The sequence below is a fragment of the Actinomycetes bacterium genome (genome assembly GCA_035506535.1).
Classification (GTDB): domain Bacteria; phylum Actinomycetota; class Actinomycetes; order DATJPE01; family DATJPE01; genus DATJPE01.
In genome coordinates, this window is the sequence record DATJPE010000063.1 from 55,926 (window position 1) to 75,198 (window position 19,273).

At 70.9% G+C, this 19,273-nt stretch carries 18 protein-coding genes; 14 read left to right on the forward strand and 4 right to left on the reverse strand.

Annotated features, from left to right (window positions below; translation table 11 throughout):
• Positions 1-2: 2 nt before the first annotated feature.
• The gene (locus VMI11_08860) at positions 3-701 is read right to left on the reverse strand and encodes an HD domain-containing protein (protein HTY72519.1); all 699 of its coding nucleotides are present in this window, start codon (positions 699-701) and stop codon (positions 3-5) included.
• A gap of 88 nt (positions 702-789) precedes the next feature.
• Positions 790-1,560, reverse strand: a complete 771-nt coding sequence (locus tag VMI11_08865; GenBank protein ID HTY72520.1) for an IclR family transcriptional regulator — start codon at positions 1,558-1,560, stop codon at positions 790-792.
• A gap of 145 nt (positions 1,561-1,705) precedes the next feature.
• On the opposite strand from VMI11_08865, the gene VMI11_08870 reads away from it, so the two are divergent.
• From VMI11_08870 to VMI11_08910, 9 genes are all read left to right on the forward strand, one after another.
• Positions 1,706-3,376: an NAD(P)/FAD-dependent oxidoreductase gene (locus VMI11_08870; protein HTY72521.1), complete on the forward strand. Its 1,671-nt coding sequence runs from the start codon at positions 1,706-1,708 to the stop codon at positions 3,374-3,376.
• A 46-nt stretch (positions 3,377-3,422) separates the two neighbouring features.
• Positions 3,423-5,273, forward strand: a complete 1,851-nt coding sequence (locus tag VMI11_08875; GenBank protein ID HTY72522.1) for a PEP-utilizing enzyme — start codon at positions 3,423-3,425, stop codon at positions 5,271-5,273.
• Positions 5,274-5,328: 55 nt separating this feature from the next.
• Positions 5,329-6,429, forward strand: a complete 1,101-nt coding sequence (locus VMI11_08880; protein HTY72523.1) for a PEP/pyruvate-binding domain-containing protein — start codon at positions 5,329-5,331, stop codon at positions 6,427-6,429.
• Positions 6,426-6,893 carry a biotin/lipoyl-containing protein gene (locus tag VMI11_08885; protein ID HTY72524.1) on the forward strand — a complete coding sequence of 156 codons (468 nt, stop codon included), beginning with the start codon at positions 6,426-6,428 and terminating at the stop codon, positions 6,891-6,893. Before VMI11_08880 ends, VMI11_08885 begins: the two co-directional genes overlap by 4 nt.
• A complete protein-coding gene (locus VMI11_08890; protein ID HTY72525.1) occupies positions 6,890-8,293 on the forward strand; it encodes a biotin carboxylase N-terminal domain-containing protein in 1,404 nt (467 codons plus the stop codon). Before VMI11_08885 ends, VMI11_08890 begins: the two co-directional genes overlap by 4 nt.
• A complete protein-coding gene (locus VMI11_08895) occupies positions 8,290-9,831 on the forward strand; it encodes a biotin carboxyl carrier protein (GenBank protein ID HTY72526.1) in 1,542 nt (513 codons plus the stop codon). The genes VMI11_08890 and VMI11_08895 overlap by 4 nt, the downstream gene beginning before the upstream one ends.
• A complete protein-coding gene (locus VMI11_08900) occupies positions 9,828-10,706 on the forward strand; it encodes an HAD hydrolase-like protein (GenBank protein ID HTY72527.1) in 879 nt (292 codons plus the stop codon). Before VMI11_08895 ends, VMI11_08900 begins: the two co-directional genes overlap by 4 nt.
• Before the next feature lie 97 nt (positions 10,707-10,803).
• A complete protein-coding gene (locus tag VMI11_08905; GenBank protein ID HTY72528.1) occupies positions 10,804-12,195 on the forward strand; it encodes a ferredoxin reductase family protein in 1,392 nt (463 codons plus the stop codon).
• A gap of 14 nt (positions 12,196-12,209) precedes the next feature.
• Positions 12,210-12,689, forward strand: a complete 480-nt coding sequence (locus VMI11_08910; GenBank protein ID HTY72529.1) for an FMN-binding protein — start codon at positions 12,210-12,212, stop codon at positions 12,687-12,689.
• Between the two features lie 12 nt (positions 12,690-12,701).
• Here VMI11_08910 and VMI11_08915 read toward each other — a convergent pair whose 3' ends face one another.
• Positions 12,702-13,079, reverse strand: a complete 378-nt coding sequence (locus VMI11_08915) for a VOC family protein (GenBank protein HTY72530.1) — start codon at positions 13,077-13,079, stop codon at positions 12,702-12,704.
• Between the two features lie 193 nt (positions 13,080-13,272).
• Positions 13,273-13,680, reverse strand: coding sequence for a Fur family transcriptional regulator (locus VMI11_08920; GenBank protein ID HTY72531.1), 408 nt, complete (start codon positions 13,678-13,680; stop codon positions 13,273-13,275).
• A 194-nt stretch (positions 13,681-13,874) separates the two neighbouring features.
• Here VMI11_08920 and VMI11_08925 point away from each other — a divergent pair, with 194 nt between their 5' ends.
• The 5 genes from VMI11_08925 to VMI11_08945 all read left to right on the forward strand — a co-directional run bounded on the left by VMI11_08925 (position 13,875) and on the right by VMI11_08945 (position 19,157).
• On the forward strand, positions 13,875-14,822 hold the full coding sequence (locus VMI11_08925) for a zinc ABC transporter substrate-binding protein (GenBank protein HTY72532.1): 948 nt from the start codon (positions 13,875-13,877) through the stop codon (positions 14,820-14,822).
• A gap of 41 nt (positions 14,823-14,863) precedes the next feature.
• Positions 14,864-15,700, forward strand: coding sequence for an ABC transporter ATP-binding protein (locus tag VMI11_08930; GenBank protein HTY72533.1), 837 nt, complete (start codon positions 14,864-14,866; stop codon positions 15,698-15,700).
• A gap of 8 nt (positions 15,701-15,708) precedes the next feature.
• Complete coding sequence (locus VMI11_08935; protein ID HTY72534.1) at positions 15,709-16,614, forward strand: metal ABC transporter permease; 906 nt, start codon at positions 15,709-15,711, stop codon at positions 16,612-16,614.
• Positions 16,611-17,543 carry a metal ABC transporter permease gene (locus VMI11_08940; protein ID HTY72535.1) on the forward strand — a complete coding sequence of 311 codons (933 nt, stop codon included), beginning with the start codon at positions 16,611-16,613 and terminating at the stop codon, positions 17,541-17,543. Before VMI11_08935 ends, VMI11_08940 begins: the two co-directional genes overlap by 4 nt.
• A 381-nt stretch (positions 17,544-17,924) precedes the next feature.
• Positions 17,925-19,157 (forward strand): CHAP domain-containing protein, encoded by a 1,233-nt coding sequence (locus VMI11_08945; protein HTY72536.1) that lies wholly within the window; start codon positions 17,925-17,927, stop codon positions 19,155-19,157.
• Positions 19,158-19,273 lie beyond the last annotated feature (116 nt).

Consider the following 19,273-nt stretch of genomic DNA (forward strand, 5'->3'; position numbering starts at 1 on the left):
GTTCAGCCGAGGGCCGCTCGCTGGGGACTGCAGTCGACCCAGGCCACCGCCGACAGGACGCGCGCCATGCTACGGGCGGCGTCGGTGAACAGATGGTCGTGCGTCCGGTGGGCGTTGAGCCGGTGCGACTCCTCGCGCGTGAGGCCGAACCAGTCCATGACGACCTCGATGCCGGCCGGGGTCACCCGCCACACCTTGTCCGCGTCCTTGAGGATGGCGTCGTCGAGGGAGAGCGCCTCCAGGCGCGTGTCGTGGCCGTCGATCATCCGGGCGATGGTCGCCACCGAGGTGGCCGGGACGTCGAGGGCCTCGAGGATCTCGGTGGCCAGGCGGGCGCCTTCCACCTCGTGCCGGCGAACGACCGCGAGCGACGCCTCCGAGCTGCGGGCGCCCGGCCGCAACGCCTGCATGATCTCCGGCAGCGGGACCGTCGACCAGCCGATGTCGTGCAGCAGCACCGCCGGCAGCACGATGTCGGGGTCGGCGTCGGGCAGCACGTCGAGCAGGGCGCTGGCGATGCCGTAGGCGTACAAGGAGTGGACGTCGTTGTCCCTCACCTTGAGCGCGGGCGCCGCCAGCACCCAGATCCGCTCGTCCAGCGGCCGCAGCTCGTGGACCCCGATCGCGGCCGAGGGCGCGGGGACCCGGTCGGTGACGTCCTCGCCCAGGTCGTTGCGGTCGGGGTTCTGACGAGGCAGCACGTCCCCGATCCCACCCGACCGGCCGGCAGCAGGTGGCAGCGCCCTTCCGACCAGCGGAACCTCATCGATGTGACCTGGGTCACATCGATCACTCCTCGAACCACCGCCGCTCGAGGATCTCGACGCTTCGGGCCACGGCGTTGGCGCACCCGCGCAGCGTCTCGACGTGGGCCGAGAGGCGGGCGTCGACCGGGCCGATGAGCCCGATCGCGGCGGTGACCGCCCCGTCGGAGGCGAACACGGGCGCGGCCACGGCGGCGACACCGATCCGGTGCTGCTGGCGGCTCTCGGCGATCCGGGTCCGCTGGACCTTCGCCAGCTGGGCGCGGATCACCTCGGGGTCGATCGTCGTGTAGCGCGTGTGCGGGACCATCCCGGACAGGGCGCGCTGCTGCACCGCCTCCGGCGCGAAGGCCAGCAGGGCGATCCCCACGGCCGTGCAGTACAGCGGCAGCCTGGCCCCCGGCAGGTGCCGGGTGGGGACGGTGCGCGAGCCGGCCAGCCGGTCGACCACGAGGGCCGCGTCGCCGTCGAGGACGGCCATGTGGACGGTGTGGCCGGTGCGGGCCACCAGGTCCTGCAGGTGGGGCAGCGCCGCCTCGCGCATCGACGTCGGCCGGGAGAGCAGGCCGAGCTGCCACATGCGCGCCCCGATCTCGTAGAGGCCGTCCTCACGGTGGTCCATGAGCCCGCCCGAGACGAGGTCGCGCAGGCGGCGCTGGGCGGTGGCCAGCGGTACGCCGCTGCGCCGCGCGACCTGCGACAGGCTGAGCACCCGGTGCTGCTGGTCGAAGGCGCCGAGCAGCCCCAGCGCCCTCGAGGTCACGGACTCCCCCGGGGCGGTCCGGACGACGGGCATGGTCCCTCCGCTGCGTCACGGGCCGGTGTCGACCCGGTGACGGTCAATCCTTCCAACAGATGAAAGGCAAGACAACCCTTTCCCGTCCTGCCGTCACAGTCATCAGCACCACTCGCATCAGCACCCCTCGCGGCCGGGAGGTCGGATGAGCCCCGCAGCCAACTACGACGCGGTCGTGCTGGGCGGCGGCCACCACGCGACCATCATCGCGCCGTACCTCGCGCGGGCCGGCCTGTCCGTCGCCGTGCTGGAGGGGAGCGGGCGCCTCGGCGGCGCCGCCATGAGCGGGAGCGGCCCCCTGTCCGGGTTCTCGATGAACCTGTACTCGCACTGGACCCGCTTCTACTCCCACCCGGCCTATCGCGACTTCGACCTCTATGCGGAGGGGTTGCGCTACGCCTTCCCCGAGGGCAACGAGGCGATGGTGTTCGACGACGCCACCGCCTTCGTCGGGTGGTCGGCCTTCCGCGTCGTGGACGACCGCGGCACCCAGGAGCCCTGGCCCGAGGGGGTCAAGCGCACCGAGGATGCGATCCGGCACTTCTCCGACGCCGACGCCGACACCTACCTGCGCATCCACGACGCGTACACCTCGCGACTCAAGAGCGCCTTCGGCCGCCACCGTTTCAGCCCGCCGCGGCCCTGGGGCGAGCCGGACCCCCTGGAGGCCGAGCTCAGCGAGGACGGCGTCCTGCAGCCGGTCCACCAGTTCATGAGCCTTCGCCAGCTCGCCTACGACTTCTTCGAGTCCGACGAGCTGCGCACGCTGTTCATGCGCGCGGCCACCACGTCCACGGGCTGCTACGGCGACGACGTACCCGGCCTGCAGGGCCTCGTGCACGTGCTGGCCCTCACCCTGTCGCTGGAGCCGGCCGCGATCGCCATCGGCGGCACCGGGGCCATCACCGACGCGCTGGTCGCCGCCGGCCGTCGGCGCGGCGTCGAGTACTTCACGCACAGCCCCGTCACGGAGATCCTCACGCGCGACGGCCGCGCGAGCGGTGTCCGGCTCAGGTCCGGCGACGTGATCGAGGCGGACCTGGTGGTCAGCGGGCTCGGCTTGCCCCAGACCCTGCTCACGCTCGCGCCGTCGGTCCGGCTCCCGCGCGCCCTCGAGAACCGGCTGCGCAACGTGCACTACGACCGCGGCCAGCTGGCCTGGATCAACGTCGCCGTGCACGAGCCGCCGGACTACGCCGCGGCCGTCGGCGACCCGGAGGTCGGCCCCCAGCCGCGGCTGTACTGGGGACCGAAGGACCCGGACTGGCTGGGCACCCGCTACCAGGCCGAGATCATGACGCGCGGCCACAGCAGCCGCTTCTTCGCCCTGAGCAGCACCGACACCCTGTGGGATCCAGGCCGCGCGCCGGCCGGCAAGCACCTGGTCGGGGTCGAGGAGTTCGTCGCCCCCCTGCGCTTCTTCGACCGCGAGGGGTGGAAGCGCATCGAGCGGGAGGTGGTCGACCTGCTCGTCGAGTCCTGGCCGCGCTACGCCCCGAACATGACCAGGGACAACATCGCCGGGCTGCGCATCATCCTGCCCCGCGACATCCAGGCCACCCACCCGGACATGGTCGAGGGCGGCTACAGCCAGGGGACGACCATGGCCAGCCAGTCGGGGCGGTTCCGTCCGGTGCCCGAGCTCTCCGGCTACCGCACCGTCCTGCCCAACCTCTACAACTGCTCGTCCAGCATGCACTCCGGGTCGGGAATCGGCCGTGGCAGCAGCCTCAACTGCTGGCGCGCGATCGCGGCCGACCTCGGCCTGGACGCCGACGCCGACCTCCGGCCGAGCCCGTCCGCACCTGGTTCCTGACCACGCCACCCGCCCACCCGCAAGAACCGTCACGAAGGAGTGATCGATGACCACGCTCGAGCCGGAGCCCGTCGCGCGCGAGGTGCGCTTCCCCGATCCGTACGAGATCGAGACTCCCGCGGGTGCGGAGGGCTGGGAGGAGATGTACCCCTACTACCTGCGTTTCCTCCCCCAGCGGCGCGAGGCCGACGGCGGCCGCACGTGGTTCCGGGACGGCATGCACTTCCCTGAGCCGATGCCGCCCTTCGACATCGTCTCCGCGGAGCAGGCGTTCATGAGCACCGGGGTCATGAACACCCGGGTGTTCGCCCTGCCACCGGCGCTCGGCCTCGACTTTCGGGTGCTCAACGGCTACATGTACATGAGCGCTCTGGGCGTCGAGGACCCGGCCGAGATCGGACGTCGTGCCGAGGAGTTCGCAGTACGGGTGGGGCACTACTACAAGAACTGGCCGAGCCTCTACGCGGCGTGGGAGGACAAGGTCAAGGAGCAGATCGCCGCCCTCAAGGCGATCACGCTGCCGGCGCTGGGCGACTTCGAGCCGGTGGAGAACGTCCTCGCCGGGCGGGGCATCACCGAGGCCAACGACCTGCTCGTCGCCTACCAGCGGGTGCTCGCCTCGATCGACGCGGTGTGGAACCTGCACAGCGAGATGCTGAACATGGGCTACGCCGCGTACCTGAACTTCCTCATGACCGTGAAGGGCCACTTCCCCGAGATCACCGACCAGGCCGTGGCGCAGATGGTCAGCGGTGTCAACGTCCTGCTGTTCCGGCCCGACGACGAGCTCAAGCGCCTGGCGCACAAGGCGATCGAGCTCGGCGTCACCCAGCAAGTGACGTCGGCCGCCGACTTCGCCTCGCTGCGCGCCGACCTGGGCGGCAGCGAGGCGGGCATCGCCTGGCTGAAGGAGTGGGAGACCTCGGCGGACCCGTGGTTCAACTTCTCCTACGGCAACGGCTTCTACCACCACCACCGCAGCTGGTCGGACGACCCGACGTTCCCCCTGGCCATGGTCAAGGAGTACATCGGCCGGATCGTGGCGGGCGAGAACCTCGACCGCCCGCTCGCCGAGGTCGAGGCCCAGCGCGACGCGGTCACCGCGCAGTACCGCGACCTGATCCCCGCCGGCCCGGACCGTGACGCCTTCGACGAGGCGCTCGGCCTGTCGAAGGTGGTGTTCCCGTACGTGGAGAACCACAACTTCTACATCGAGCACTGGTACATGACCGAGTTCTGGCGCAAGATGCGCGAGTTCGGCGACCTCTTCGTGCGCTTCGGGTTCTTCGACCGGGCCGAGGACGTCTTCTTCCTGCGCCGCACAGAGGTGCACGACGCACTCGTCGACCTGCAGATCGCGTGGTCGGCGGGTGGGCCGCCCATCGGGCCGGTGCACTGGCCGCCGATCGTCGCCGAGCGCCGACGGGTCATCGACGCGCTCAAGCACTGGACCGCGCCCCCGGCGCTGGGTCCGGCGCCGGGCGAGATCGTCGAGCCGATGACCATCATGTTGTGGGGCATCACCAACGACCAGGTCGAGCGGTGGCTGGCCGCCGCCGCTGCCGGAGACCAGACCGTCCTCGAGGGCTTCGCGGGGGCACCCGGGATCGCGGAAGGGCCGGCGCGGGTCGTGCTCTCGCCCGACCAGCTCGACGAGCTCGTCGAGGGCGAGATCCTCGTCGCCCCGATCACCAGCCCCAGCTGGACCCCGGTCTTCGCCCGCATCAAGGGCGCGGTCAGCGACATCGGCGGCATCATGTGCCACGCCGCCATCGTGTCGCGCGAGTACGGCCTCCCGGCCGTCGTCGGGACCGGCAACGCGACTGCCACCATCCGCACCGGCCAGCGGATCCGCGTGGACGGCAACGTCGGCGTGGTGACCGTCCTCGATGACTGAGCTGTTGCCGACGGCCGAGAGCTCAACCACCACGCAAACCGAGGAGCTGATCGGGATGGCACCCAAGCGGATCGCCTGGTTCGAGGAGCTTCGCATCAGCGACCGGCCCAGCGCGGGAGGCAAGTGCGCCAGCCTGGGCGAGCTCATCGCCGCCGGGATTCCGGTCCCGCTCGGGTTCACCGTCACGGCGCAGGCATGGGCGGAGGTGATCGAGTTCGCCGACCTCGGGCACCGTATCGGCGACCTCACGCGCGCGGTGGACCCGAACAGCTCCTCGGCGCTGCGCGAGGTCCGTCAGCAGGCGGTCGAGATCATCCACGGCGCCACGCTGCCGCCCGGCCTCGAGGAGGACATCCGCGAGGCGTACGCGACCCTGTGCGCGCGAACCGGACGCGACGACCTGCCGGTGGCGGTCCGGTCCTCGGCGGTCGCCGAGGACGGGGCCGCCAACAGCTTCGCCGGCCAGCAGGAGACCTACCTCTGGGTGCAGGGCGCCGACCAGGTGGTGCTGCGGGTGCGCGACTGCTGGGCCAGCCTCTTCACGCCGCAGGCCGTCGCCTACCGGGCCAAGCTCGACCAGGCCCACCGCGACGAGGCGGTCAAGATGGCGGTCGGCGTCCAGGAGATGGTCGATGCCGAGGTCGCCGGGGTCGCGTTCACGGTGAGTCCCACGACAGGCGACCCGTCGGTCATGGCGGTGAACGCCAGCTGGGGGCTTGGCGAGGCGGTGGTCTCCGGCGAGGTGACACCCGATGAGTTCTGGCTGTCGAAGATCGGCCTGACCGTCACCCGCAAGACGGTGACGCACAAGGCTCACCGCTGCGTGCCGGCACCGACCGGTCGCGGCACTCAGATCGTCGACGTCCCCGCCGACATCGCGGACTCGCCGTGCCTGAGCGACGAGCTGCTGCACGAGCTCGGCGAGATCGCGCTGCGGGTCGAGAAGCACTACGGCACCGCCCAGGACATCGAGTGGGCGCTGGCGCGGGACCCGGACGGCAGCCATCGGTTCATGCTCCTGCAGAGCCGCCCCGAGACCGTCAACCAGGCGACGCGGGCGGCGATCCAGGAGCGCACGGCCGCCCGCACGGCGGGGGCGCAGGCCTACCTGTCGGTGCTCAAGGGGCTCGGCCTCCCCGGGCAGGGGCCGGGATGACCGAGGGCGGCGTGAGCTGGGCGGACGTGCTCGCACTCGTCGCCCAGCTCGACGACTCCGGCCTGGCCGACGCGGAGGTGGTCGCGGCGGGGGTCCACGTACGGGTGTCCCGTACGGCGCTGGACTCCCCGGCCCCGGTGGCCGTCACGACCGCAGTGGCCCCCGCGGAGGTCGCCGGCGACCGGCCCGCGAGCCCCGAGCCGGTTCAGATGGAGCACGACGGCCCGGTCATCGTCGCGCCGATGCTCGGCGTCCTCTACCACCGCCCGGGGCCGGACCAGCCCCCCTTCGTGCAGGTGGGCGACGAGGTCACGCCGGAGACGACGGTGGCGATCATCGAGGTGATGAAGCTGATGAACCCGGTCGCCGCGGGCGTCAGCGGGACCGTCGTGGAGGTGTGCGTCGCGGACGGGAAGATGGTCGAGCACGGCGACGTGCTCTTTCGCCTGCGAGCGCCCGGATGACCCGAGTGCTCGTCGCGAACCGGGGCGAGATCGCCGTGCGGGTCGTCGCGGCGTGCCGCCGTGTCGGCTTCGAGGCCGTGGTGGCGGCGAGCGAGGCCGACGTCGACTCCCTCGCGGCCCGCCTCGCCGACCGGGTGGTGCGCATCGGTCCCGCCGAACCGGCCCGGTCCTATCTGCGCCCGGAACTGGTGGCGCAGGCAGCGCTCGGCGTGGGTGCGGACGTGGTCCACCCCGGCTACGGGTTCGTCAGCGAGAAGGCCGAGCTGGCCGAGCTCCTCGAGGCAGAGGGTGTCGCGTTCGCCGGTCCGCGGGCAGAGACCCTCCGCGCGGTCGGGGACAAGACCGTCGCGCGCGAGGTCGCCGTCCGGGCCGGCGTACCGGTCGCTCCCGGAGCCGACGTCCTCGACGTGGCCGGCGCGCAGCGGGCCGCGGCGCACATCGGGTACCCGGTTCTCCTCAAGGCGGTGCATGGAGGTGGCGGGCGTGGCATCCATCGCGCGGACAGCGCGGAGGACCTCGAGCGCCTGGTCGACCTCGCCGCCGCCGAGGCGCGAGCCGGGTTCGGTGAGGGGAGCCTGTACCTCGAGCGCTACTACGGACGGGCGCGGCACGTCGAGGTACAGGTCTTCGGCGACGGCGAGGGCGGCGTCGTGGTCCTCGGCGACCGGGACTGCTCGGTGCAGCGGCGCCACCAGAAGCTGATCGAGGAGTGCCCCGCCCCCGGGCTCTCCCCCGCCACGCGCGCCCTGCTCCACGACAGCGCGCGCCGCCTCGCGGAGCATCTGCGCTACCGGGGTGCCGGGACCGTCGAGTTCCTCGTCGACACCGAGTCGACCACCGATCCGGCGACCGTCGTCTTCCTCGAGGTGAACGCCCGCATCCAGGTCGAGCACCCGGTTACCGAGGAGGCGTACGGCGTCGACCTCGTCGCCGCGCAGCTGCTCCTGGCCGCGGGGCTGCCCCACGGGCTGCCGCAGGTGCCGCCGACGCCGACCGGGCATGTGGTCGAGTGCCGGATCACCGCCGAGGACCCCTACCACGACTTCCGCCCCTCGCCCGGGCGGATCACGCACCTGGTGCTGCCGCGGGGCCCGGGGATCCGGGTCGACACCCACGCGTTCGAGGGGTATCTCTTCCCGCCGTACTACGACAGCCTCCTCGCGAAGGTCGTCGTACGGGCGCACGACCGTGACGCCGCGGTCGCAGCCGCGCGCGCCGCCGTCGACTCCACCGTGGTCGAGGGGATCGCGACGTCGACGGACGTGCACCGGGCCGTTCTCGGAGACCCGGCCTTCCGCCGGGGCGGGGTGAGCACCGCCTGGCTGGCCGAGGTCTGGCCCCCCGCTCCGCTGCAGGCCCCCTCGGGGTTGGGCGACCGGACGGCGGAGGTGGCCGGATGACGCGACCGCGCGTACGCCTCGTCGACACCAGCACGCGGGACGGCAACCAGAGCCTCTGGGGCGCGGCGGGACTGACCACGGGGATGGTCGAGGCGCTGGGTCCCGACCTCGAGGCCGCCGGATTCGTCGCGCTGGACTTCACCTCCTCCACGCACCTGTCCGTCGGGGTCCGCTGGCACAAGGAGGACCCCTGGGAGCGGATCGCGCGGATGCGCGCCGTCGTCCCCACGACGCGGCTCAGCGTCATCACGACGGGCATGCGGTTCATGTCGTGGGACCGCTCGCCGGTCTCGCTCATGCGGATGTCCATGCGCGCGCTCGTCGACGCGGGCGTCCGTCGCCTGCAGATCGCCGAGCCGATGAACGACACGGCGGCCGCGAGCGCGGTCGCGCGCATGGCCAAGGACGAGGGGATGGAGGAGGTCGTCGGTGCGCTGACCTTCACGGTCTCCCCTGTCCACGACGACTCGCTGTACGCCGCCTGCGCGAAGGCGCTCGCGCACGACGAGTCGGTCGACGTCGTCTACCTCAAGGACCCCGGGGGCCTGCTGACCCCGGAGCGGATCCAGCACCTGGTGCCGGAGATCCAGGCCGCGCTCGGCACGACGCCCTTCGAGCTGCACAGCCACTGCACGACCGGCCTGGCGCCGGAGGTGTACGTCCTGGCGGCCCAGCTCGGCGTCGAGGTCCTCCACACCGCCATCGGGGCCCTCGCGAACGGGACCAGCCAGCCCTCGGCGATCCGGCTCGTCGAGAACCTCGACGCCGTGGGCATCGACGTCGACGTCGACGTGGACGCCGTACGGCGCGCAGAGCGCACCATCGACGTGATCGCCGCCAGCCAGGGGCTCGAGCCGGGGCGACCCACCGAGCTCGACCTGTCCTACCAGCGCCACCAGGTCCCCGGCGGGATGATGGGCACGCTGCGTCGGCAGCTGAACGAGATCGGCCAGATCGCGCTGCTGCCCAGGGTGCTCGACGAGGTCGGCCGCGTCCGGGCCGAGCTCGGCTACCCGATCATGGTGACGCCCTACAGCCAGTACGTCGGCAGCCAGGCCGTGCTGAACGTCCTGGCGGAGCAGGCGGGCCAGCAGCGCTGGTCGCGGATGCCGGACGAGATCCTGCGCTACCTGCTCGGCCACTTCGGCACGCCCCCGGGTCCCGTCGACCCGCTGGTCCGCGAGCGAGCCGCGGCGAACCCGCGCACCCGAGAGCTCGACGTCCCGCTCCCGGAGCCCAGCGCGGAGGAGGTCCGGGCCAAGGTCTACGCCGCCGTCGGCGGTCGCGTCCCGGACCACGAGGTGGTCCTGCGCAGCGTCCTGCCCACCGCCCAGGTCGAGGCGATGCACGCCGCGGGCCGGGCCCCCCGCTGGTCGCCGGAGCGCGCCCGCGGCGGACCCGCGGGTCCGGTCCGCACGGCGCGCGAGTTCGTCGACGCGGTCACGGCACTGCCGAACTGGCGCTCCATCGACGTCGAGCTGGGCGACGAGCGGGTGCGCCTGCGGCGCGGGGCCGACCAGGAGGGGAGCAGCGCATGATGGACGCGGGCCTGCGCGCGCGCCTTGCCGACGTCCGGGGCGTCGTCTTCGACATCGACGGCTGCCTGATTCTCTCCGACCAGCCGGCCGGCCATGACGGGCTCGTGCTGCCCGGAGCCGTCGCGGCCGTGCACGACGTACGGGCCAGCGGGCGGCGGGTCCTCGCCTTCACCAACGCCTCCAGCCGCCCGCCCGCCGAGATCGCCGCCTCCCTGAACGAGCTGGGCTTCGCCTTCGGCGACGGGGAGGTGCTCACGCCCTCGGTCGTCGCCGCACAGGTCGTCCTCGACCGCTACGGGGACGCGCCCGTGCTTGCCTTCGGCGGGGACGGCCTCGTGGCGGTGCTCCGGGAGGCAGGGGTGCGCCTGGCCGACCCGGACCAGCCGGGCGAGGTGGCCGCCGTCGTGGTCGGCTGGGACGTCGCCTTCGACCAGGCCAAGCTGCAGTCCGCCGCCGAGGCGATCTGGCACGGGGCCCCGCTCCTGGTCACCAGCGACGCACCCGCGTTCGCGACCAGGGGCCGGCGCACGGCGGGAGCGGCGGGCTTCATCGCCAACGGCCTGGCACACGTGACGGGCGCCTCGTACGAGGTCGTCGGCAAGCCCTCGGCCGTCGCGCTACGCACCGCAGCGCGCCTGCTCGACGTGGCGCCGGAGGCGATGCTCGTCGCCGGGGACGACCTCACCCTCGAGGTCGCGATGGCCCGGCGGGGTGGTGGGGTGGGCGTGCTCGTGACGACCGGGATGCACACCGAGCGCGACGCCCGCCAGGCCCCGGAGGAGCAGCGTCCCGACCTCGTCGTCGGCGGCCTCGCCGAGCTGGTCGAGAGCCTGCTGGAGGCCGACAGCGCCCGGACGACCGCGGGGGCGGGCTGAGCCCCCGCGCGACGTACCCGGCGACCGTCACGATCTTCACAGCCCACGCACAGGCTCCTCTGAGGCCCGCTGAAGGTCCGCTTGGGAGAAAGGATCCGTGAACCCGACCGCCAGCGCGTCCGCCGTGGACGCCCGAGTCGCGGTCCGGGGAGGCGAGGCGAGCGCGCCCGCACCTGTGCGAGCCCATCCCACGGTGGTCCTCACGGTGATCGCGGCGGGCGCCCTCGCCGCGATCGGTCTGTGGTGGGTCCACACCCCCGCGATCCACGGGCTCGGTGACTGGCTGACGAACGCCGGGCGCATCACGGGGCTGCTGGCCGGCTACGGCGTCGTGGTCCTGGTCGCGCTCATGGCCCGCATCCCGCCGCTGGAGCGTGGCATCGGTGCCGACCAGCTCGCGCGGTGGCACTCCATGGGCGGTCGCTATGTCGTCAGCCTGGTCGTCGCCCACGCGCTGCTCATCACCTGGGGGTACGCCGTCACGGCGCACACCACCGTGGTGACCCAGACCAAGACGCTGCTGACCAGCTATCCGGACGTCCTCATGGCGACGGTGGCGGGCCTGCTGCTCCTCGGCGTGGGGCTGGTCTCGATGCGGGCGGCACGGCGCCGCGTCCGGTACGAGACCTGGTACTACCTGCACTTCTACACCTACCTCGCCGTGGCGCTGGCCTTCAGCCACCAGTTCGCCGACGGCGCGGAGTTCATGAGCAACCGCCCGGCGCGCGTGGCCTGGGCCGCGATGTACGCCGCCGTCGCGGCCGCCATCCTCTGGTACCGCTTCGCCACACCGGTGCGGCAGGCCTTCCGGCATCGGATGCGAGTGCTGTCGGTACGTCGCGAGGCGCCCGGCGTCGTCACCGTCGAAATCACCGGCGAGCACCTCGAGGAGCTCGGCGCCGAGCCTGGCCAGTTCTTCCGCTGGCGCTTCCTCACCCGCGAGCTGTGGTGGACCGCCACGCCGTACTCGCTGTCCGCCCCGCCTCGCCCCGACCGGCTGCGCATCACCGTGAAGGACCTGGGCGACGCCAGCCACGCCCTCGCGTCGGTCCAGCCCGGGACTCGGGTGGTCGCCGAGGGCCCCTATGGCGCCCTCACCGCCGCCCTCCGTCGTCGCCGCAAGGTGCTCCTCGTCGGAGGCGGCGTCGGCATCACGCCGCTGCGAGCGCTGTTCCAGACGATCCCGGCCGGACCGGGAGAGCTGGGCCTGATCTATCGCGCGAGCGCGGAGCGCGACGTCGTGTTCCGCCGTGAGCTCGAGCGGATCGCGGAGAAGCGCCGGGCCAAGCTGTGGATCATCCCTGGCCGGCGCAGCGACCTCGGCGGCGACCCGCTCTCCGCCGAGCAGTTCGCGGCGCACGTACCGGACATCGCCGAGCACGAGGTGTACCTGTGCGGCCCGGCCGGCATGACCGCCTCGGTGACCGCGGCGTTGCGGGCCGCGGGCGTGCCCCGGCGGCAGATCCACCACGAGTCGTTCGAGTTCTGAGGAGATCTCCCACCATGCGCCGCGTCGTCCTCGCCACCGTCAGCACGGTCGCGGGCCTCGTCATGCTCCTGACCTTCAAGACCCACGACGCCACCGCTGCGGCGGGGCCGGTCGCGACCGGAGGTGGCACGACCAGCGGGTCGACGTCGGGCTCGGGCAGCGGCTCGTCCTCCGGGTCCGGCACCGGGTCGACGTCGGGCTCGGGGAGCGGCTCGACGACCGGCACCAAGACGGCCACGGGCGATCCGGCCGACACGCAGTACGGCCCGGTGCAGGTGCAGGTGACGGTCGCCGACGGCAAGATCACCGACGTCCAGGCGGTCGAGTACCCGCAGAACTCCCCCCGCGACCAGCAGATCAACGCCTATGCGATCCCAGCGCTCAACCAGGAAGCGGTGCAGGCCGGGAACGCGAACATCGACATGATCTCCGGGGCGACGTTCACATCCGAGGGCTACATCCAGTCCCTGCAGAGCGCCCTGTCGAGGATCTGACTGCCGCGGCGGTCACCCGGGCTCGATGAGGTCCCACAGGTTCCCGTAGCGGTCCGCGAACACGAGCACCCGGCCGTAGCTCTCCACGCGCGGCCCGTCCACGATCCGCACGTCGCGTCGTCGGAGCCTGGCGTGGTCGTCGTCGAAGCGGTCCGTGTGCAGGAAGAACCCCACCCGCCCGCCGGTCTGGCGACCGATCACCTCGGCCTGCGCCGCCGTGGCTGCTCGCGCCAGCAGCACGTGCGGCCCGTCCTCACCCGAGGGTGCCACCCGGACCCAACGCTTGCCCTGTCCGAGAGGCGTGTCCTCGACCAGCTCGAACCCGAGGTCGTCGACGAAGTGAGCGATCGCCCGGTCGTAGTCGTCCACGACGACCGTCACGCCCGCCAACCTCACCCGGCGAATCTAGAGGCTGCCGTCGTCCGACAGCAGCGCGCCCGCGGTGGCGGTGGGCTATGAACTCGAGCTGTGCGTGTCCGGCTGGTGTGGGCCTGGACCGGCGTGTGATGCATAGTCGCAGGTCAGGGGCCTGGGAGTGGCGGCCCGTGACCCACTCGTCCCACCGCCGGGCGAGCACGTGCAATCAGGTCAGGGCGGCGCAGTCGGCGCACGTGCCGAAGATCTCCAAGGTGTGGCTGACGTCAACGAATCCGTTGTCGCCGGCAACCCGTTGGGCCCAGCGCTCGACCGCGGGGCCGTCCACCTCCACAGTGCGCCCGCAGCGACGACAGACGAGGTGGTGGTGGTGGTGACCGGTGCTGCAACGGCGGTAGGCGATCTCCCCGTCGGCACTTCGCAGGACGTCGACCTCGTGGGCGTCAGCCAGCATCTGCAGCGACCGGTAGACGGTGGTCAGCCCGACACGGTCGCCACGCTGCCTGAGCAGGTCGTGGACCTGCTGGGCGCTGCGAAAGTCGTCGATCTCGTCGAGCACCGCTGACACGGCGGCGCGTTGGCGGGTCAAGCGGATCGGAGGCCCCGTCCTGGCGATGGTCACAGCTTCCTCCGTTGTCCGTGAGCCAGCTGGCATCCAGGGCTAGTCAGACGGCCGTCGTGGACATCGACCTTACGTGGATCCGCTGTGCCGCGGTATGGGACATCAGGTTGACTTACAAAATGAAATCCGATGTCATTTCAGTGTACGTCGTTCACGCACATCCGATCCACGCCCAGAGGAGGCGCGTCGTGCGCACCAGGATCCGTGTTCTCGCCGGACTCTCGGCCGCCCTCGTTGTGTCTGTGACCGGCTGCAGCACCGGTTCCTCGCCGAGCGGAGCGACCTCGTCGGCGACCGGATCTGCGGCCGCGACGTCCAGGGTGATCCAGGTGGTCGCTGCAGAGAACTTCTGGGGAAGCATCGCAGCGCAGCTCGGGGGCAAGCACGTAAAGGTCACCAACATCATCGACAACCCGGATGCGGACCCACACGACTACGAGCCCACAGCCGCGGACGGGCGTGCAATCGCTGGGGCGGACTTCGTCCTGATCAACGGGATTGGCTACGACACGTGGGCTACCAAGCTGGCAGACGCCAACCCGAATTCCTCACGCACGGAGTTGACGGTGGGGGAGCTGCTCGGGGTTGCGGCGGGTGGCAACCCGCATCGCTGGTACAACCCCGACGACGTGCAGAAGGTCGTGGATGCGATCGCGACGGACTACGAGAAGCTCGATCCGGCCGACGCAGCGTACTTCGAGGCCCAGCAGGCCGCCTTCGAAGACACCGCGACTGCGGACTACAAGTCGGTGATCGCCGACATCAAGGCCAAGTACTCCGGCACGCCAGTCGGAGCCTCGGAGTCGATCTTCGCGATGATCGCGCCGGCGCTCGGGCTGAACCTGCTCACGCCACCGGACTTCCTCAAGGCGATCAGCGAGGGCACCGATCCGACGGCGGCGGACAAGGCGACGATCGACGAGCAGATCAAGGACAAGAAGATCAAGGTGTATGTGTACAACTCGCAGAACGCCACTCCGGACATCCAGCGGCAGGTCGATGAGGCGAAGGCGGCCGGCATCCCGGTGTCCACCATCACCGAGACGATGACTCCTGCGACTGACACGTGGGAGCAGTGGCAGACCACGCAACTGCGTAAGTTGCGGGACGCGTTGGCCCAGGCGGCAGGCTCTTGAGCGCCGCGACTGACGGTGTCCTTGCTGAGAGGATGCCGCGCGTGGACAGTCCGGACGACACGGTCATCGAGCTCCACGACGCCGCCGTCCGGTTGGGCGACCGGACGCTGTGGAGCGGCGTGGACGTGGACGTCCGCTCCGGGGAGTTCGTCGCGGTGCTGGGGCCCAACGGTGTCGGCAAGTCCACGCTGGTCAAGGTCATCCTGGGGCTCCTGCCGCTGTCGGCTGGCTCGATCCGCGTCCTAGGGGGCGCGCCTGGCTCGATGAACCAGCAGATCGGGTACCTGCCGCAGAGGCGCAGTTTCGACCCGCAGCTGCGGATCCGGGGCACCGATGTGGTCCGGCTGGGACTGGACGGCGACCGCTGGGGCATCCCGCTGCCCGGTGGCCGGCGAGTCAGTCCGCGCGCCCGAGCCGCTGCCACCCGGGTCGAGGAGGTCATCGACTTGGTCGACGCGGCCGCCTACGCCGGCCGCCCGGTCGGGCGGCTCTCTGGGGGGGAACAACAACGCCTGCTGATCGCGCAGGCGCTCGCATCCGAACCGCGCCTCCTGTTGCTGGACGAGCCGTTGGACAGCCTGGACCTGCCCAACCAGAGCGCCGTCGCAGCGTTGATCGCCCGGATCTGCGAACGGGAAGGCGTGACGGTGCTGATGGTGGCTCACGACGTGAACCCGATCCTCAGCTACCTGGACCGGGTCGTGTACATAGCCTCCGGCGGAGCAGCCGTCGGCACTCCGGCACAGGTGATCACCGGCCCTACCCTCACTCGGTTGTACGACAACCCGATCGAGGTCCTCACCACATCAGACGGACGCCTGGTCGTCGTCGGCCAACCCGAGGCCCCCGCCCACCACGCCGACCGGCACGCACCATGACGCACGTGATGTCCGTCGCGTCGGCTGGGAGTCTTCAGCCGCAGCCCAGCTGGAACCTGCTCGAGGACGTCCGCCAGGCGTTCATGTACCCGTTCATGGTCAACGCGTTCCGGGCCGGCGCCATCGTCGCCGTGCTCGCCGGACTCATCGGCTGGTTCATGGTCCTGCGTCGACAGACCTTCGCCGGGCACACACTGGCCATTGTTGGTTACCCGGGCGCCGCCGGCGCGGTCCTGGTCGGCATCAGCGCCACCTACGGACTGTTCGCCTTCGCATCCATCGCAGCACTGGTCATTGGCCTGGTCCCCAACACCGGCGGCCGCGGATACAGCGAGGAGTCGGCAGTCACCGGCACCGTCCAAGCCTTCGCCCTAGCCTGTGGGTTCCTGTTCGTCACCCTCTACGGCGGATTCCTCAGCGGCGCCAACGCACTACTGTTTGGCAGCTTTCTGGGCATCACCAGCGATCAGGTCATTGCCCTGCTCCTCGTTGCACTCGCCGCCGCCGCCGTACTCGCAGTCATCGCCAGGCCGCTGCTGTTCGCCTCGATCGACCCTGACGTCGCGCGTGCCCGCGGCGTACCCGTGCGTGGCCTGTCCATCGGCTTCCTGGTGCTTCTGGGCGTCGCAGCCGCCGAGGTCAGCCAGATCACCGGGACCCTGCTGGTGTTCGCCCTGCTGGTTGTCCCCGCCGCGACTGCCCAGACCTGGACCACTCGGCCAGTACTGAGCGTCTTGCTCACCGTCCTCATCGGGGTCTCGGTGACCTGGATCTCGTTGCTGGTGGCCTACTACTCGCCGTACCCGATCGGGTTCTTCCTGACCACCTTCGCGTTCGCGGCATATCTCATCTCCGTCGGATGGCGCAGGCTGCATACCGAGGAGCGCCGTGCGCCACTATCGGTGCGCGCATGAGCGGCTCGGGCACCCTCCTCGCAACCGGAACCGGGCTAACCGAGCTGTTCAGCCACGCCTTCATGGTCGACGCGCTCCTCGCCGGCGTGCCGATTGCAGCCCTCGCCGGGCTCGTCGGCTACTTCATGGTGCTTCGCAGCCAGATCTTCACCGGTGACGCGCTCAGCCACGCCGCCTTCACCGGCGCTCTGGGCGCTTTGGCCTTCGGGATCGACGCCCGGCTCGGGCTGTTCACCGTCACTCTTGCGGTCGCAGCCGGACTCGGACTACTCGGCAACCACGGCCGCGCCGACGACGTCGTGATCGGCACCGTGTTCGCCTGGGTTCTCGGACTGGGCGTGCTCGCCCTGTCGGTCTACGCCTCCAGCTACCACGCCACCTCCAACGGCGCAGCCGGCGTCACCGTCCTGTTCGGCTCGATATTCGGAATCAGCTCAACCCAGGCGACCCTGGCAGCCGCAATCGCCTTCGTCCTAATAGGACTGATGCTCGGCATCGCTCGACCCCTCCTCTTCGCCAGCCTCGATCAGGCAATCGCGGCCGCCCGCGGCGTGCCCGTGCGTGGCCTCGGGGTCGTCTTCCTGCTGATCGTCGGCGCCACCGCAGCCGAAGCGACCCAAGCCGTCGGCGCACTTCTGCTGCTGGGCCTGCTCGCCGCACCCGCCGGAGCCGCGCAACGCCTGACCACACGTCCGTACGTCGGGATGACCCTCGCAGCCGCCCTATCGATGCTCGCCATGGTCACCGGACTGCTCACCAGCTACCTCATCCCGAAGGTGCCGCCCAGCTTCGCGATCCTCGCGGTCGCGACCCTGATCTACGCAGCCACGTTCCTGCGGCGTATCAACTACCCATCAACCGGCACCAACACCGCCCCCTCCGAGCAGGTTGACCGCCCAGACCGGTCCCACAGCGGAGTCCCCGGATGAAGCCGCACATGCCACCGACTTCCCGACCCCGTCCCGGGAACGAAGCCCGGGTCGTCCTCGACACTCACGAATCCCGGAACCGAACGTAATCGTCGGTGACGCATGCGTCGACGACGCCGCGTCAGTGAACGCGCGGCCTGGCGTGGAGCAACAGTCGACGCGGGCCCGCACCATCCGCCGCAAGGCTGCCTCCGGGGTTCGCCCGCAGAGTCAGTCAATTCACGTTACGCGACCCACTGCCGAACGGCGGGCGCCAGCAAACTCAACGGGGCGGTTCCTTGGCAACCGGCGGCTCTCAAGCATCGACAGCGGACAGTCGACGTCGAGAGGGTGGCTGGTGTGGTCAGGATGACTCGAGGTTGCCGGGCGCTCCTCGTTGTCGTGCTGGCAGCCGCCATGCTCGCGGCGGGCACCGACCACGCTGTGGCTACCGACGGGGCACCCGACGGCCAGCCAGGGGCGTCGGCCGCAGGCTTGCTGCCACTGCCCGCGTGGTGGCATGGAAAGGTCTGCGACACGGGGCTAAGCCCGGGATCGAAGCCACTGGGCGCGAGCCTGGACGGGGTGATGGCCTGCGGTCCGATGCCCTCGGACGGCGCGGGCGAGGCATTGGTGCGGTTCCCCGACGGGTGGGGCGAGAAGGAATGGCAGTGCGTCGAGTTGGCGATGCGCTGGCTATACCTGGCCTACGGGGTCAAGACCTACCAAGCCAACGGCAACCAGGTCGTCAGCCATTATCGGACCGCCTATGGCGGTGGGCTGGTCAAGGTCACCAACGGCACGGTGGGCGAGGCCCCCGCAACGGGTGACGTCTTGTCCTTCGCGGGCACCACGAGTAACCCATACGGGCACACGGCCGTGGTGATCGGCTCCACCGTTGATGCCTCGGGCAATGGCGCGATCTCACTCATGGAGCAGAACTTTCACGCTGACGGCAGCGCCACCCTCCCGGTCAAGGGTTGGGTCGTGAAGACGGTGGCCACGGATGGGTCCCGCTACCCCGGTGCAGTGTCCTGGCTGCACCATCCTTTGCCGCTTGACCTGACCCTGACGACCTCGTCGGCGCGGCTCGCCACCGGCTCCACGGTCACGGTGACCGCCCACGCGGCGCAAGGTGGGCGTCCGCTGGCCGGAGTCTCGGTGCAGCTGATGGCCAGCACCGTCGACGGCACGGAGCTGTTCCTACCCGATGTGACCACGGATGCCTCGGGGGACGCAGCGTTCAGTTTTCCCGCAGAGCTGGACACCACATTCAGGGCACATGCTGCCTCGAGCTGGGCTAACCCGGACACCTACTCCCCGCCCGCCTCGGTCTCGGTGCACGCTCTGGTGTCGATCCGCGTTCCAGCCGCGCGCCCCGCGGCCGGGGACCGGATCCAGATCCATGGCATCGCGACACCTGCGCGTCCGGGTCTGGTGGTCCAGCGGCAGCGGCTGGTCCATGGCAGCTGGGTCACCCTCGCTAGCGCGATCACCGACGCCAAGGGCCGGGTCGTGTTCGAGATCACTCCAGGCCGCAAACACACCCTGTACACCTACCGGCTGCGGATCCAACCCAGCCCCGGTCTCGGCGGGGCCGTCTCCACCGTGGCCACCGTCCGCACCCTCAAGTGAGCCGACGTCTGATCGACACGGCTAGTGACGAGCTGATCCACTTCGGAGTCGCATCACGGAGGCGGCGCCGTCACGCCAGCCCAGGGCGGTCACCGGCCGACACGCCCGGACCTCAA